The 16,978-nt window shown below is 67.5% G+C and carries 8 protein-coding genes; 5 read left to right on the forward strand and 3 right to left on the reverse strand.

What is annotated here, in order from left to right; genetic code table 11:
• Positions 1-59: 59 nt before the first annotated feature.
• On the reverse strand, positions 60-821 hold the full coding sequence (locus ACVCL3_RS04900; RefSeq protein ID WP_447100578.1) for an NAD kinase: 762 nt from the start codon (positions 819-821) through the stop codon (positions 60-62).
• A 148-nt stretch (positions 822-969) separates the two neighbouring features.
• Positions 970-5,895 (reverse strand): NAD-glutamate dehydrogenase, encoded by a 4,926-nt coding sequence (locus tag ACVCL3_RS04905; RefSeq protein WP_447100579.1) that lies wholly within the window; start codon positions 5,893-5,895, stop codon positions 970-972.
• A 457-nt stretch (positions 5,896-6,352) separates the two neighbouring features.
• Here ACVCL3_RS04905 and ACVCL3_RS04910 point away from each other — a divergent pair, with 457 nt between their 5' ends.
• Together ACVCL3_RS04910 and ACVCL3_RS04915 are read left to right on the forward strand one after the other, a co-directional pair.
• Positions 6,353-7,546: an efflux RND transporter periplasmic adaptor subunit gene (locus tag ACVCL3_RS04910; RefSeq protein WP_447100580.1), complete on the forward strand. Its 1,194-nt coding sequence runs from the start codon at positions 6,353-6,355 to the stop codon at positions 7,544-7,546.
• A gap of 12 nt (positions 7,547-7,558) precedes the next feature.
• Positions 7,559-10,726 (forward strand): multidrug efflux RND transporter permease subunit, encoded by a 3,168-nt coding sequence (locus ACVCL3_RS04915; RefSeq protein WP_447100581.1) that lies wholly within the window; start codon positions 7,559-7,561, stop codon positions 10,724-10,726.
• Positions 10,727-10,918: 192 nt separating this feature from the next.
• Here the strand turns inward: ACVCL3_RS04915 and ACVCL3_RS04920 are convergent, their stop codons facing one another.
• A complete protein-coding gene (locus ACVCL3_RS04920) occupies positions 10,919-12,079 on the reverse strand; it encodes an acyl-CoA dehydrogenase family protein (RefSeq protein ID WP_447100582.1) in 1,161 nt (386 codons plus the stop codon).
• Between the two features lie 131 nt (positions 12,080-12,210).
• Here ACVCL3_RS04920 and ACVCL3_RS04925 point away from each other — a divergent pair, with 131 nt between their 5' ends.
• Genes ACVCL3_RS04925 through metH form a run of 3 tightly spaced genes read left to right on the forward strand, consistent with a single transcriptional unit; the run spans position 12,211 to position 16,962 of the window.
• Positions 12,211-13,140: an ArsR/SmtB family transcription factor gene (locus ACVCL3_RS04925; protein ID WP_447099221.1), complete on the forward strand. Its 930-nt coding sequence runs from the start codon at positions 12,211-12,213 to the stop codon at positions 13,138-13,140.
• 25 nt (positions 13,141-13,165) lie between these two features.
• A complete protein-coding gene (locus ACVCL3_RS04930; RefSeq protein WP_447100583.1) occupies positions 13,166-14,266 on the forward strand; it encodes a homocysteine S-methyltransferase family protein in 1,101 nt (366 codons plus the stop codon).
• Complete coding sequence (gene metH / locus ACVCL3_RS04935) at positions 14,263-16,962, forward strand: methionine synthase (protein ID WP_447100584.1); 2,700 nt, start codon at positions 14,263-14,265, stop codon at positions 16,960-16,962. The genes ACVCL3_RS04930 and metH overlap by 4 nt, the downstream gene beginning before the upstream one ends.
• The last annotated feature ends 16 nt before the right edge of the window (positions 16,963-16,978 follow it).

A 16,978-nucleotide genomic window follows, 5' to 3' on the forward strand; every position in this document is an offset into this window, starting at 1 on the left:
GAGAGCGAGCAACAGCGGAGTCGGCCTTCTCTCACTTCTCACTCCTCTCCACTCACCTCTCATTCCGCGGCGAACTGCTCGTCCAGGATGCGCTGCTCCAGGTTGTGCTCCGGGTCGAACAGCAGGCGCACGCCGCGTCCTTCGGCCTGGCGCACGACCACCTCGCGCACGTCGCGCACTTCATGGAAATCGGCGGTGGCGCTGACCGGACGCTTGCCCGGATCGAGAATGCGCAGCGTGACCTGGGTGCGGTGCGGCAGGATCGCGCCACGCCAGCGGCGTGGGCGGAACGGGCTGATCGGGGTGAGCGCAAGCACGTTCGCGTCCAGCGGCAGGATCGGCCCGTGCGCGGAGAGGTTGTAGGCGGTGGAGCCGGCCGGCGTGGCAACCATGATGCCGTCGCAGACCAGGTTGGGCAGCTTGACCGTCTCGTTGAGCTTCACTTCCAGGTGCGCGGCCTGGTTGCTCTGGCGCAGCAGGGACACTTCGTTGAACGCCTGCGCCCGGTGGCTGGTGCCGTCCGCGTCGGTGACCAGCATCTCCAGCGGATGCAGTTCCGCCGCGTGCGCGCGCGCCACCCGCTCGGGCAGGCCGTCGAGCTTGTGCTTGTTCATCAGGAAGCCGACCCGCCCCAGTTTCATGCCGTATACCGGCACGTCCAGCGCGTGGTGCAGGTGCAGGGTGCGCAGCATGAAGCCATCGCCACCCAGCGCCACGATCAGCTCCGCCTCGACTGCCGGCACGTCGCCATAGCGCTCGACCAGCTTGCGCCTCGCCTGCTGGGCGACACTGGTGTCACTGGCAACGAAGGCGATGCGCATGGGAGGCCGGGAATAGGGAATAGGGAATCGGAAGAGCCGGCAAGCCGACCGTTCCGATCATCCCTGCAACGCGCGCATCAGATCAAGCCTGCTCGCCGCCGCCTTTGCCATTCCCTACTCCCTACTCCCTACTCCCTATTCCCTGCCCTCAACCCACCGGCACCTGTGCCAGCTGGGCCAGGCGACGGACGGCGACCGAGGCGATCGGGTAGTCCGCGTTCTGGGTGAGGATTTCCGCCAGCATGTTGCGGGTGTGCTGCAGGGTGGCGTCGTCGCGTTGCAGCCAGGCCTGCACCGGCGAGAGATCGCCGGTCGCGCCGGCCATGCCGAGCACCTGCAGCGCCAACGCGCGATGCTGGTGGCTCAGTTCGTCGAGCAGCGAGCCGCGTGCCTGCGCATGCCAGTGGCCTTCCACCGGCAAGGCCTCGATCTGGCCGCGCAGCCACTCGAGATCAAGCACTTCGCCCAGTTCGAAGAACACCCGCGCCACCTTTTCCATCGGCTGCCCGCTCTGCTGCACGACTTCGACCATGTCCAGCGCGGCGCGCAGGTCCGGCATGCGGGCCAGTCGCTGGCCGAGCTCGGCCGGCATGCCCAGGCCTTCCCATTTCTCCTGGGTGCAGGCGAAGTCGCCCTTGCCGGTGGGCGTGAGCACCTCGGGCAGTACCTGGCGCAGGGCGGAAACGCCCGTCTGATAGCGCGCCACGTTTTCGGCAATGTCGAGCGAGCCGCCGGGGCGGTTGAGCAGCCAGCGCGTCATGTGGCGCAGCAGCGACCAGATCTGCTTGACCGCGTCGACCTGGGTGTCCTCGGCCACCTTGCTGTCCAGCGCCTCGATCTGCGCCCACAACTGGCGCGCGTCGAGGATCTCGCGCGCCGCGGTGTACGCCTTGGCGATCGCCTCGGGGCCTTTGCCGGTGTCCTCCTGCATGCGCATCATGAACGTCGCGCCCATGCGGTTGAGCGTGGAGTTGGTCACCGCGGTGGCGATGATCTCGCGCTTCAGGCGATGGCGCTGCATGTGCTCGGCGTACTTCTCGTGCAGCGGCGCGGGGAAGTAGCGCACCAGCTCCTTGGACAGGTACGGGTCTTCCGGCACGTCGGAGTCCAGCAGTTGCTGGAACAGCCGCATCTTGTCGTAGGACAGCAGCACGGCAAGCTCCGGCCGGGTCAGGCCCAGGCCGCGGCTCTTGCGCTCGGCCAGTTCGGCCTCGGACGGCAGGTTCTCCACCTGGCGGTCCAGCGTGCCCTCGTTTTCCAGCGTCTTGATGAAGTGCGCCATCGAACCGATGCGGCCGATCGACTGGTGCTCCATCAACGTGATCGCCTGGTTCTGCCGGTAGTTGTCCCACAGCACCAGCTCGGCCACTTCGTCGGTCATCGACGCCAGTTGCTCGTTGCGGGCATCGAAACTCAGCTCGCCGCGCTGCACGGCGTCGTTGAGCAGGATCTTGATGTTGACCTCGTGGTCGGAGGTGTCCACGCCGGCGGAGTTGTCGATGAAGTCGGTGTTGAGCAGCACGCCCTTCTGCGCCGCCTCGATGCGGCCTTTCTGGGTCATGCCCAGGTTGCCGCCCTCGCCGATGATCTTCGCGCGCACCTCGGCGCCATCGATGCGCAGGCCGTTGTTGGCACGGTCGCGCACGTCGGCGTGGGTTTCGCTGCTGGCCTTGATGTAGGTACCGATGCCGCCGTTCCAGAGCAGGTCGACCGGCGCCTTGAGCACCGCGCTGAGCAGATCGTTCGGCGCCAGGTGCTCCACGTCGGGCTTCAGGCCCAGCGCGACGCGCACCTCGGGCGAGATCGGGATCGACTTGGCGCTGCGCGGGTAGACGCCGCCGCCGGCGGAGATCAGCGACTTGTCGTAGTCGTCCCAGCTCGAGCGCGGCACGTCGAACATGCGCTTGCGCTCGACGAACGAACGGGCCGCGTCGGGGTTCGGGTCGAGGAACACGTGGCGATGGTCGAACGCGGCCAGCAGCCGGATGTGCTCGGACAGCAGCATGCCGTTGCCGAACACGTCGCCGGACATGTCGCCGATGCCGACGCAGGTGAAATCCTCGTTCTGGCAATCGCGGCCGAGTGCGCGGAAGTGGCGCTTGACCGACTCCCACGCACCGCGCGCGGTGATGCCCATGCCCTTGTGGTCATAGCCGTGCGACCCGCCGGAGGCGAACGCGTCGCCCAGCCAGTAGTTGTGCTCGATCGAGATGGCGTTGGCGATGTCGGAGAACTTCGCGGTGCCCTTGTCGGCGGCCACCACCAGGTAGGGGTCGTCCGCGTCGTGGCGCACCACGTCGTGCGGATGCACCACCTTGCCCTCGACCAGGTTGTCGGTGATGTCGAGCAGGCCGTTGATGAAGAGCTTGTAGCAGGCGATGCCCTCGGCCAGCACCGCGTCGCGGTCGCCGTCGGGGGACTTCTTGACGAAGAAGCCGCCCTTGGAGCCGACCGGCACGATCACCGTGTTCTTGACCATCTGCGCCTTGACCAGGCCCAGCACCTCGGTGCGGAAATCCTCGCGGCGGTCGGACCAGCGCAGGCCGCCGCGGGCGACCGCGCCGAAGCGCAGGTGGATGCCTTCCACGCGCGGGGCGCACACCCAGATCTCGCGGTACGGCACCGGCTTGGGCAGCTCGGCGACCTGGTGCGAGTCGATCTTGTAGCTGATGTAGTCGCGGTACGCGCCCTCCCACTGCTGGAAGAAACTGGTGCGCAAGGTGGCACGGATCAGCCCCACGAAGCTGCGCAGGATGCGGTCCTCGTCGAGGCTGGCCACGTTCTCCAGCAGCACGCCGATGGCAGCTTCCACGACCTTGACCTGCTCGGCGCGCGGACGCGCCAGCGCGGCGCCCAGCTCGTCGATCAGGCCGGGCTGCGCGGCCTGCACGTTGGCCGGGATCAGCGTGCGCATCTCCACCGCCAGGGTGGCCCCGGCGATCTTCAGCTCGTCGGGCGAGAGCGCCTCGCGACGCGGGTCGAACTTGGCCAGGAACAGCTCCACCAGCAAGCCGGCGATCGCCGGATAGCGGTTGAGCGTCTCCTCCATGTACGCCTGCGAGAAGGTCACGCCGGTCTGCAGCAGATACTTGCTGTAGCCGCGCAGCATCGCCACCTGGCGCCAATCGAGCTTGGCGCCGAGCACCAGCCGGTTGAAGCCGTCGTTCTCCGCGGCGCCGCGCCAGACATGCTCGAACGCATCCTCGAACAGCGCGCCGACCTGCTCCACGCTGAAGGCGAGCTTGCCGGTGGGCTGCACGTCGAAATCCTGGATCGACAACGGCGTGTCGCCGGGGATCTCGTAGACATGCTCGGTGAGTACGCGCAAGCCGAGGTTCTCCAGCTGCGGCAGGACCTCGGACAGCGAGATGTCGCTGCCGTTGCGGTACACCTTGAAGCGCAGCGACTCGGGGTTCTGCGGCGGGTGGTAGAACGACATGCGGATGCCGTGCTCGCCGCTCAGCTGCGACAACTCGTGGATGTCTTCCGCGGCCACCGCCGGGCTGACGTCCTCGACGTAGCCGGCCGGCAGCGCGCGGGCGTAGCGGTTGGCCAGCACCACGCCCTCGTGTTCGCCGCGCAGGCGCACCAGCGCGTCGCGCACCTCGTCGTGCCAGTTGCGCACGATCGCGGCCACGGCGTGCTCCAGTTCGGCGACGTCGCAGGCAGGCTGGTCGCCGATCTTCGGCCGCATCACGATGGTCAGCCGCGCCAGCGCCGACTCGCCCATCTCCACCGAGGAATCGCTCTGCACCGCGTGCAGCGCCATGCCCAGCGTGGCTTCAATGCGTTCGCGCACCGAAGTGTTGAAGCGGTCGCGCGGCACGAACACCATGCAGGTGAAGAACCGCCCGTAGCGGTCGCGGCGCACGAACAGCCGCGTGCGTGCGCGCTGGCGCAGTTCGAGAATGCCCATCGAGGTGTTGAACAGCTCCTCCTCGGTGCCCTGCAGCAGCTCCTCGCGCGGCAGCGTTTCCAGGATGTGGCGCAGCGACTTGCCGGAGTACGAATCGCGCTTGAGGCCCGAGCGGGCCAGCACCGCCTCGACCTTGTGCCGCACCAGCGGCACCTCCTGCGGGCGCGCCATGTAGGCGCTGGAGGTGAACAGGCCCAGGAAGCGCTGCTCCGCGACCGCGCGGCCGTCCGGCCCGAACTGCAGCACGCCGATGTAGTCCATGTAGCCCGGACGATGCACGTGCGAGCGCGCGTTGGTCTTGGTCAGGATGATCGCGTCGGTGGCGCCGGATTGCGGCAACTCGCTCGCGGCCAGCGTGCGCAACGAGCGCGGGGCCAGCGAGCGGTCGGTCTTGCGCAGGATGCCCAGGCCCGAGGCTTCGCGCGAACGCAGCACGCGGTCGCCGTCGGCATCGACCACCTCGTATTCGCGATAGCCGAGGAAGGTGAAGTTGTCCTCCGCCAGCCAGCGCATGAAGGCAGCCGCTTCCTTCGCCGAGGCCTCGTCCAGCGGGATCTTGCGCTGCGGCAGCTCGGCGGCGATCGCCAGCGCCTGCTCGCGCATCGCGCTCCAGTCGTTGACCGCGGCGCGCACGTCTTCCAGCGCCGCCTCGACCTGCGTCTTCAGCTGTTCCTGCTCGGCGGCATCGGCGGCGCGGTCGATCTCGAAATGCATCACCGACTCGGCGTGTCCCTGCTTGCCGCCCAACTCCTGCAGCGCGCCGGCGGCGTCGCGCGAGACGGTCAGCACCGGGTGGATCACCGCGTGGATCTGCAGGTTGGTCGACACCACCATGCTCACCGTGTCGATCAGGAACGGCATGTCGTCGGTGACCACCTGCAGCAGGCTGCGCCCGGCGTGGAGGTCCGCGGGGCTCAGCACGCGCACCGCGGCGCGACCGGCCGGGCGCTGCTGCATGAACTCCAGCAGGCTGCCCACCAGCGCCGCCCACTGCACCGGCGTGTGCAGCTGGACATCGCTGCCGGCGACCCGTGCGAAGAAGGCGGTGCAGAACACCTCGGCCTGGGTCAGGCGCTGGGGCGACATGCCGCTCTTTTTCAGCTCGGCGAGCACTACGGACGGGAGGGAGGGGTCATTTGCCGCAAGGGTCGCATTCATGGCATCTGCTGTTAGTTGGACGGAGGTGGGAAGGGCCGCGATAAATCCTCGGAAGGATACGCCGCGGCACCTCCCGAATCCACCCGCGCGCGGGGCGGGGCGAACGTCTGCGAGGCGCCGCACGCGGCGCGGATGATCCGCCGCGCAACGCGGCCCGCGCGGATGTCGAACAATGTGTCGAACGGCGTGTCGAACGGCGCGTGGCGCGGCGGCGGATATTCACCGACCGCTGCCTCCGACCATGCGAGGTTGCGCGCGCGACCCGCGCTGGAAACGACGCCGCCGGAAAATGTATACTGCGCAGTCCAGTTTGTACGTTGTGACATCTCCGAAGCGCCGCCACGGCGTCGTTCCGGGCGCCACCGGCGACACCTGGTGCGCGGCGGAAACGGATTCCCGCGCGGCGCATGCGACGCCCCTCCCCACACCCCGAACAAGAAAGAGAACCGGAGTCCCCATGAAGCCTTCGTCACTGCGCTCGCCGCTGCTGGGCCTGTGCCTGCTGGTATTGGCCGGTTGCGGCAAGAGCACCGGCAACGGTCCGCCGCAAATGCCGCCGCCCGAAGTGGGCGTGGTCACGGTGCAACCGCAGAACTCGCCGCTGACCCGCGACCTGGTCGGGCGCCTTTCCGCCTATCGCAGCGCCGACGTGCGCGCGCGGGTGGCCGGCGTGCTGCTCAAGCGCGATTACGAGGAAGGCACCGACGTCACGCGCGGCCAGTTGCTGTTCCAGATCGACCCGGCGCCGCTGCAGGCCGAGTTGAACGCGGCCAAGGCTTCGCTGGCGCAGGCCCAGGCCAGCTGGACCAACAACAAGGTCACCGCGCAGCGCGTGCGCGAACTGGCGCCCAAAGGCTACGTGTCCAAGGCCGACCTCGACAACGCGCTGGCCGCCGAGCGCAGCAGCGCCGCGGCCGTGCAGGCCGCGCGCGCCAACGTGGAGACCGCGCGCATCAACCTGGGCTACGCCAACGTCACCGCGCCGATCGCCGGCCGCGCCGGGCAGCAGCAGGTGACCGAGGGCGCGCTGGTGGGCAGCGGCGCGGCCACCTTGCTCACCACGGTCGAGCAGATCGACCCGCTGTACGTGAACTTCACGCTCAGCGTGGAATCGCTGGAGAACATGCGCCAGGCGCAGAGCGAGGGCAACGTCACCCTGGCCGGCCAGAACAAGGCCAGCGTGCGCATCACCCTGCCCGACGGCAGCACCTACGCCGAGCCGGGCACGGTCGATTTCTCCGCCGCCACGGTCAACCCGGCGACCGGCTCGGTGGACTTGCGCGCCACCATCCCCAACCCGAAGCACAAGCTGCTGCCGGGCATGTACGTGACCTTGCAGGCCAACCTGGGCCAGCGCCACAAGGTGTTCGTGCTGCCGCAGCAGGCGGTGCAGCGCGACACCACCGGCGCCTACGTGATGACCGTGGGTGCGGACAACAAGGTCGTGCGCAAGGACGTCACCACGGCCGACATGCGCGACGGCGACTGGGTAATCAGCGGCGGCCTGAAGGCCGGCGACAAGGTGGTGGTTTCCGGCATCCAGAACGTGAAGGAAGGCGAGCCGGCCAAGCCGAGTCCCTGGCACCGCGATGCGCCGGCCGGCGCGACGTCCACGGCGCCGGCGGGCGGCGCTTCCGCGAACGGCCAGTAACGGAGCGCCGACATGCCCAACTTCTTCATCGACCGCCCTGTCTTCGCCTGGGTGGTCGCCATCCTGATTTCGCTCGGTGGCGTGCTGGCCATCCTCAACCTGGGCGTGGAATCCTACCCGGACATCGCGCCGCCGTCGGTCACGGTCAGCGCCAGCTACCCCGGCGCCAGCGCCGACACCACCGAGAAAACGGTCACCCAGGTCATCGAGCAGCAGCTGACCGGCATCGACCACCTGCTGTATTTCAGCTCCTCGTCCAGCGCCAGCGGTCGCGCCAGCATCACGCTGACCTTCGAGAGCGGTACCGACCCCGACATCGCCCAGGTGCAGGTGCAGAACAAGGTGGCGCTGGCCACACCGCGACTGCCTTCCGAAGTGACCCAGCAGGGCGTGGTGGTGGCCAAGGCCAACGCCGGCTTCCTGATGGTGGTGGCGCTGCAATCGACCAACCCGGGCATCGACCGCGACCGCCTCAACGACATCGTCGGCTCGCAGGTGCTCGACCAGATTTCGCGCGTGCCGGGCGTGGGCAGCACGCGGCAGTTCGGCTCCGAGTACGCCATGCGCATCTGGCTCAACCCGGACAAGCTGCACGGCTACAATCTGTCGGCCAGCCAGGTGCTCGCCGCCGTGCGTTCGCAGAACGTGCAGTTCGCCGCCGGCGCGCTGGGCGCGGACCCGGCCATCCCCGGCCAGGGTTTCAGCGCCACGGTGTCGACCGAAGGCCGTTTCACCACGCCGCAGCAGTTCGCCGGGATCATCCTGCGCACCAACACCGACGGCACCACCGTCACCCTGGGCGACGTGGCGCGCATCAGCTTCGGGCCCGGCAACTACGGTTTCGATACCCAGTACGACGGCAAGCCGATCGGCGCCTTCGCGATCCAGCTGCTGCCTGGCGCCAACGCACTCAACGTGGCCACCGCGGTGCGCGCCAAGATGGATGAGCTGGCGCCCAGCTTCCCGCCGGGCGTGACCTGGTTCAGCCCGTACGACAGCACTACCTTCGTGACCATCTCGATCAACGAGGTGGTGCACACGCTGATCGAGGCGATCGTGCTGGTGTTCCTGGTGATGCTGCTGTTCCTGCAGAACTTCCGCGCCACCATCATCCCCACCCTGGTGATTCCGGTGGCCTTGCTCGGCACCTTCCTCGGCATGCTGGTGCTCGGCTTCACCATCAACCAGCTGACCCTGTTCGGCATGGTGCTGGCGATCGGCATCGTGGTCGACGACGCGATCGTGGTGATCGAGAACGTCGAACGCATCATGACCGAGGAGGGTCTCTCGCCGAAGGATGCCACGCGCAAGGCGATGGGCCAGATCACCGGCGCGGTGGTGGCGATCACCGTGGTGCTGGCGGCGGTGTTCGTGCCCTCGTCGCTGCAGCCCGGCGCCTCCGGCATCATCTACAAGCAGTTCGCGCTGACCATCGCGCTGTCGATGGGCTTTTCCGCCTTCCTCGCGCTGAGCTTCACGCCGGCGCTGTGCGCCAGCTTCCTGCAGCCGGAGCACGAGAAGAAGAAGAACGTCGTCTATCGCAAGTTCAACCGGCTGTTCGACTGGACCACGCACACCTATACCCGCCACGTGGGCGTCGCGATCGGCCACGCGCCGCGGTGGATGCTGGCGTTCGTGGTGGTCGCGCTGCTCGGCGGCTTCCTCTACACGCGCCTGCCCGGCAGTTTCCTGCCGGAGGAAGACCAGGGCTACGCGATGTCGGTGATCCAGCTGCCGCCGGGCGCAACCAAGCAGCGCACCACCGAGGTCATGACGCAGATGCGCGACATCCTGCGCAAGGACCCCGCGGTGGACGGGGTGATGCAGGTCACCGGCTTCAGCTTCATCGGCTCCGGCGAGAACGCCGGCATGGCCTTCATCAAGCTCAAGGACTGGGCCGACCGCGATGTCGGCGCCAGCGAGTTCATCCAGCGCGCCAACCGCAAGCTGCACCAGATCCGCGATGCGCGCATCTTCGTGATCAACATCCCCACCGTGCAGGGGCTGGGCCAGTTCGGCGGCTTCGACATGTACCTGCAGGACCGCAGCGGCGCCGGTCGCGACGCCCTGACCGCGGCACGCAACACCCTGATCGGCAAGGCCAACCAGGACAGCAAGCTGGCCGGCGTGCGTCCGAACGAGCTGGAGGAAGCACCGCAGCTGCACCTGCAGGTGGATCGCGTGCAGGCGCAGTCGATGGGCCTGTCGATCGGCGACATCTACAACGCGATCGGGCTGATGCTGGCGCCGGTGTACGTCAACGACTTTACCTATGGCGGGCGCATCAAGCGCGTGATCATGCAGGCCGACGCGCCCTACCGCATGGGCCCGGATGCGCTGCAGCACATCTTCACGCCCAGCTCCAAGCTGGCCGGCGACGGCACCGCGCAGATGATCCCGCTGGCCAACGTGGTGCACTCGACGTGGGACGTGTCATCGCCCTCGCTGACCCGCTACAACGGCTACTCGGCGGTCGAGGTCGTCGGCTCGCCGGCGCCCGGGCACGCCTCGGGCGAGGCAATGAGCGAGATGGAACGGATCATCCGCAACGACCTGCCCAAGGGCTTCGGCTACGACTGGACCGGGCAGTCGTACCAGGAGATCCTCTCCGGCAACGCGGCTACCCTGCTGATGGTGCTGTCGATCTTCATCGTGTTCCTGGCGCTGGCCGCGCTGTACGAAAGCTGGTCGATCCCCGTCTCGGTGCTGCTGATCGTGCCGCTGGCGTTCCTGGGCGCGGTGGTGTTCACCCTGCTGCGCGGCCTTCCCAACGACATCTACTTCAAGATCGGCCTGATCACGGTGATCGGCCTGGCCGCGAAAAACGCGATCCTGATCGTGGAATTCGCGGTGGCCGAGCAGCAGGCCGGACGCAGCCTGCGCGAGGCCACGGTCGACGCAGCCCGCCTGCGCCTGCGCCCGATCCTGATGACCTCGCTGGCCTTCATCCTCGGCGTGTTCCCGCTGCTCGTCTCCTCCGGCGCCGGCGCCAACGCACGCCACGCCATCGGCACCGGCGTGATCGGCGGCATGCTGTTCGCCACCTTCCTCGGCGTGCTGCTGATCCCGGTGTTCTACGTGGTGGTGCGTCGCCTGCTCGGCGACAAGCTCGATGGCCACGACCACCCGGGCATCCAGGGGCCACACACCTTCGACTCCGATCCGCAGCGGGGGCTTTGAAGCCGGGAATAGGGAATCGAGAATAGGGAATCGGAAAAGCACGCCCCGCAAGCCCCTGACAAAAACGCCCCGGTATCAGCCGGGGCGTTTTTTGTTTCCCTTGAGAGCGGCGGAGCCTCAATCAACCGGATTGCGCCTGCCGCATGCTCGTCCGATTCCCCATTCCCTATTCCCTATTCCCGATTCCCTGCCTCACCGCAATCCCGTCTCCGCCCGTGCAATCACCAGCCGCTGGATCTCGCTGGTGCCTTCGTAGATCTCGGTGATCTTGGCGTCGCGGAAGTAGCGTTCCAGCGACATTTCCTTCGAATAGCCCATGCCGCCGTGGATCTGCACGGCCTGGTGGGCGATCCACATCGCCGCTTCGGAGGCGGTGAGCTTGGCCACGGCCGCCTCGGTGCCGAAGCGGCCGCCGTGCTTTTCGGCCTCGCCCTTGGTCCACGCGGCGCGCAGGGTGAGCAGCGTGGCCGCATCGAGCTTGCACTTCATGTCGGCGATCTTGGACTGGGTCATCTGGAAGGTGCCGATCGGCTGGCCGAACGCCTTGCGGTCGCGCGACCACTGCAGCGTGGCTTCGTACGCGGCGCGGGCAATGCCGACCGCCTGCGAGGCGATGCCGATGCGTCCGGCATCGAGCACGCCCATCGCGATCGAGAAGCCCTTGCCCTCCTCGCCCAGCAAATTGGCTTTTGGCAACACGTAATCGGTGAACTCGATCTCGCAGGTGGCCGAGGCGCGGATGCCGAGCTTGGGCTCGGTCTTGCCGGCGTGGAAGCCGGGCAGCCGGGTATCGACGATGAAGGCCGACACCCCCTTGGCGCCGATGCCCGGCGTGGTGATCGCGAACAGCACGATGTAGCGCGCCACCGGGCCGGAGGTGATCCAGCTCTTCTTGCCGTTGATCACCCAGTCGCCGTTGGCGTTCCTGGTGGCGCGGGTATGCATGGCCGAGGCATCGGAGCCCGATTGCGGCTCGGTCAGCGCATAGGCACCGATCGCCTCGCCGGTGGCGATGGCGCGCACGTACTGCTGTTTCTGCTCCTCGGTGCCATGCTTGAGGATGCCGTTGCAGAACAGCGAATTGTTCACCGACATGACCGTCGAAGTGGCCGCGTCGGCGGCAGCGATCTCGATCATCGCCAGCACGTAGGCGATCGGGTCCATGCCGGCACCGCCGTACGCCTCAGGCACCTCGATGCCCATCAGTCCGAGCCGGCCCATCTCGCGGATGTTCTCCAGCGGAAACTCGCCCTTCGCGTCCAGCTCGGCCGCCACCGGCGCGATGCGCTTGTGCGCGAAATCACGGGCGATCGACTGGATCGACAACTGGTCTTCGGTAAAACGGAAATCCACGGGGGGCTCCTTGAGGCAATCGAGCCGCCGATTTTAGCGGCAAATGGCCGATCGGCCCGGCGCAGCCCGCTTGACGCATGGCAAAGCCCGGCCTAGCCTATACATCTTTATATCGCGATACAGGGATAATCATGGACTTGGCCACCGCGTCCAGCGTGTTGCGCCTGCTCGCCGACCCCACCCGCGTGCGCCTGCTGGCCCTGCTGGAGAACGAGGAGCTGACCGTGGCCGAACTGGCCGCGGTGCTGCATCTGGCGCAGCCACGGGTATCCACGCATCTGGCCAAGCTCAAGGAAGCCGGCCTGGTGCGCGACCGCCGCGCCGGCGTCTCGGCTTATTACCGCGCCAACAACGAGGGCGACGAGGCGCAGCACGCGTTGGTGGTTTCGCTGCGCGCCAGCATCGACGACGCCCTGTTGCGCGAGGACACCGCACGACTGCCCGGCGTGCTGGCCAACCGCGCCCGCGAGGAAGGCTGGGCCGACACCGTCGCCGGCGACATGGAGCGCCATTACTCGCCCGGCCGCACCTGGGAAACGCTGGCGCGCTCGCTGCTGCAGCTGCTGGGCACCGGCGACGTGCTCGACATCGCCTCCGGCGACGGCATCACCGCCGAGCTGCTGGCGCCGCATGCGCACTCGATCGTCTGCGTCGATTCCAGCGAGCGCGTGGTCGAGGCCGCCGCGAAACGACTGAAGTCGTTCGCCAACGTGCGCGTGATCCAGGGCGACATGCACGCGCTGGAGCTGGGCGAGCAGCGCTTCGACCTGGTGCTGATGCTGCACGCGCTGACCTACGCCGAACACCCCGCCAAGGCGGTGGCCGAGGCCGCCCGCCTGCTGCGCCCCGGCGGCCGCTTGCTGGCCGTGACGCTGGGCCAGCACGACCACCGCGCTGCGGTCGAGCCGTTCGACCACCGCAATCTCGGTTTCCGCATCGAGCAACTCGAAGGCTACGCGCGCAGCGCCGGGCTCGACGTGCTCAGCGGCAACCGGCTCAGCCGCGAACGCAAGGCGCCGCATTTCGAAGTCATCAGCCTGCTGGCGCGAAAGCGCGCCTGACCCTCTTGTCTGCAAGGACGTTGCAATGAACACCCTGCCCTGGCTCCACCCCGATCGCGTCGCCGCCCTGGAACAGGCGCTGCGCCAACGCATCCTGATCATCGACGGCGCCATGGGCACCATGCTGCAGGCGCACCACCTCGACGAAGAGGGCTTTCGCGGCGAGCGCTTCGAGCACGGCCACGACGGCCACGCGCACGCGCACGACGGTCATGCCCATGACCATCCAGGGGGCTGCGACCTCAAGGGCAACAACGACCTGCTCACCCTGACCCGCCCGGAAATCATCCGCGGCGTGCACGACGCCTACCTCGAAGCCGGCGCCGACCTGGTCGAGACCAACACCTTCAACTCCACCCGCATCAGCCAGTCCGACTACAAGCTGCAGCACCTGGCCCACGAGCTGAATCTGGAAGGCGCAAAGCTGGCCCGCGCCGCCTGCGACGCGATGACGGCGAAGACGCCGCAGCAGCCACGCTTCGTGATCGGCGTGCTCGGCCCGACCAGCCGCACCGCCTCGCTGTCGCCCGACGTCAACGACCCGGGTTTCCGCAACGTGACCTTCGAGGAGCTGGCGGCGAATTACACCGAAGCGGCCAGCGGCCTGATCGACGGCGGCGCCGACGTGATCATGGTCGAGACGATCTTCGACACGCTGAACGCGAAAGCCGCGCTGTTCGCGCTGTCCGAACTGTTCCACCAGCGCGGCGCGCGCGTGCCGGTGATGATCTCCGGCACCATCACCGACCGCTCCGGCCGCACGCTCTCCGGCCAGACCGCCGAGGCGTTCTACTACTCGGTACGCCACGCACAGCCGCTGTCGGTCGGCTTCAACTGCGCGCTCGGCGCCGAGGACCTGCGCCCGCACATCCAGACCCTGGCGAGCATCGCCGAAAGCCATGTCAGCACCCACCCGAACGCCGGCCTGCCGAATGCCTTCGCCGAATACGACGAGACGCCCGAACACATGGCCGGCGTGATCGCCGACTTCGCCCGCGACGGCCTGCTCAACCTGGTCGGCGGCTGCTGCGGCACCACGCCGGCTCACATCAAGGCGATCGCCGAGGCGGTGCGTGATTGCGCGCCGCGTGCGCTGCCTTGCGTCGATCAAGCGGAGGCCGCATGACCATGACGCGCCACACCCGCCTGTCCGGCCTCGAACCGCTGGTCATCACGCCCGACCTGCTGTTCATCAACATCGGCGAGCGCACCAACGTCACCGGCTCGGCCAAGTTCAAGAAGCTGATCAAGGAAGACCGCTACGACGAAGCGGTGGAAGTGGCCCGCCAGCAGGTGGAGAGCGGCGCGCAGATCCTCGACGTGAACATGGACGAAGGCCTGCTCGATTCCGAAGCGGCAATGGTGAAGTTCCTCAACCTGATCGCCGCCGAGCCGGACATCGCCAAGATCCCGGTGATGGTGGACTCCTCCAAGTGGAGCGTGATCGAGGCCGGCCTGAAGTGCCTGCAGGGCAAGGGCGTGGTCAACTCCATCTCGCTGAAGGAAGGCGAAGAACCATTCCTGGAGCAGGCGCGGAAAATCCTGCGCTACGGCGCCGCCACCGTGGTGATGGCCTTCGACGAGAACGGCCAGGCCGACAGCGTGCCGCGCCGCCTGGAAATCTGCGAGCGCTCGTACAAGCTGCTCACCGAAGAAGTGGGTTTTCCGCCCGAAGACATCATCTTCGACTCCAACATCTTCCCGATCGGCACCGGCATCGAGGAGCACGCCGACAACGCGGTGAACTTCATCGAGGCGGCGAAGGAACTGAAGAAACGCTTCCCGTACTCGCACCTCTCCGGCGGCGTCTCCAACGTCTCGTTCTCGTTCCGCGGCAACGACGCCGTGCGCGAGGCGATCCACAGCGTGTTCCTCTACCACGCCATCCAGGCCGGCATGGACATGGGCATCGTCAACGCCGGCCAGCTGGCGATCTACGACGAGCTGGAACCCGAGCTGCGCGAGCGCGTGGAAGACGTGGTGCTGAACCGCCGCGCCGACGCCACCGAGCGGCTGATGGAGATCGCCGAGAAGCACAAGAAAGGCGCGCGCGAGCAGGACAATAGCAACGCCATGGCCTGGCGCGAACTGCCGGTGCGCAAGCGGCTGGAACACGCACTGGTGCACGGCATCGACCAGTTCGTGGTGGAAGACACCGAGGAAGTGCGCCAGACCGTCACCCGCACGCTGGACGTGATCGAAGGTCCGCTGATGGACGGCATGAACGTGGTCGGCGACCTGTTCGGCGCCGGCAAGATGTTCCTGCCGCAGGTGGTGAAATCCGCCCGCGTGATGAAGAAGGCGGTGGCGTGGCTGCTGCCCTTCATGGAAGAGGAGAAAAAACTCAGCGGCAACACCAGCAAGAGCAACGGCAAGATCGTGATGGCCACGGTCAAGGGCGACGTGCACGATATCGGCAAGAACATCGTGGGCGTGGTGCTCGCCTGCAACAACTTCGAGGTGATCGACCTCGGCGTGATGGTGCCGGCGCAGAAGATCCTCGACACCGCGATCGAGGAGAAGGCCGACATGATCGGCGTCTCCGGCCTGATCACCCCTTCGCTGGAGGAGATGGCCAACGTCGCCCGCGAAATGAAGCGGCGCGGCTTCAGCATCCCGCTGCTGATCGGCGGCGCCACCACCTCGCGCGCGCACACCGCGATCAAGATCGAGCCGCACTACGAAACCGCCTGCGTGTGGGTGAAGGACGCCTCGCGCGCGGTCGGCGTGGCGCAATCGCTGGTCAGCAAGGAGCTGGTCGACGGCTTCCTGGCCAAGGTGCGCAGCGAGTACGCGGAGGTGCGCGAGCGCCACAAGCACCGCGGCCCCGGCAAGAAGCTGGTGACGCTGGCGCACGCACGCGGCAACCGCTTCAGCTGCGACTGGGCCAACTACGACCCGCCGCAGCCGGTGCAGCCCGGCCTCACCGTGTTCGACGACTACCCGCTGGCCGAGCTGCGCGAAACCATCGACTGGACACCGTTCTTCCAGGCCTGGGAACTGGCCGGCCACTATCCCGCCATCCTCACCGACGCCGTGGTCGGCACGCAGGCCAGCGAACTGTTCGCCGACGCGCAGGCGATGCTGGACAAGATCGTCAACGAGAAGTGGCTCACGGCCCGCGCGGTGATCGGCTTCTGGCCGGCCGCCAACCTCATGGACGACGTGGAGATCTACACCGACGACACCCGCACCCAGCCGCTGGCCACGCTGCACCACCTGCGCCAGCAGGCCGACAAGCCGGTGGAACGCCCCAACCTGTGCCTGGCCGATTTCATCGCGCCGAAGTCGTTCGGCAAGCCCGACTGGATCGGTGGCTTTGCCGTCACCGCGGGCCTCGGCATCGAGCCGCACCTCGAGCGCTTCCACGCCGACCATGACGACTACTCCGCGATCATCCTGAAAGCGCTGGCCGACCGCCTCGCCGAAGCCTTCGCCGAACGCATGCACCTGCGCGTGCGCAAGGAGTTCTGGGGTTTCGTGCCCGACGAAAGCCTCGACAACGAGGCGTTGATCGCCGAGAAATACCAGGGCATCCGCCCCGCCCCCGGCTATCCGGCCTGTCCCGATCACACCGAGAAGGCGACGCTCTTCAAGCTCCTCGACGCCACGAACAACGCCGGCATCATACTCACCGAAGGTTTCTCGATGTACCCGGCAGCCGCCGTCTCCGGCTGGTACTTCTCGCACCCCGGCAGCCAGTACTTCGTGGTCGGCCGCCTGGGCCTGGAACAGGTGCAGGACTACGCCAAACGCAAAGGCTGGAGCCAGGCCGAGGCCGAACGCTGGCTCGCCGCCAACCTCGACTACGACCCCGACTGACCGATCGCCCGGGCAG

Source organism: Rhodanobacter sp. UC4437_H4 (assembly GCF_052978425.1).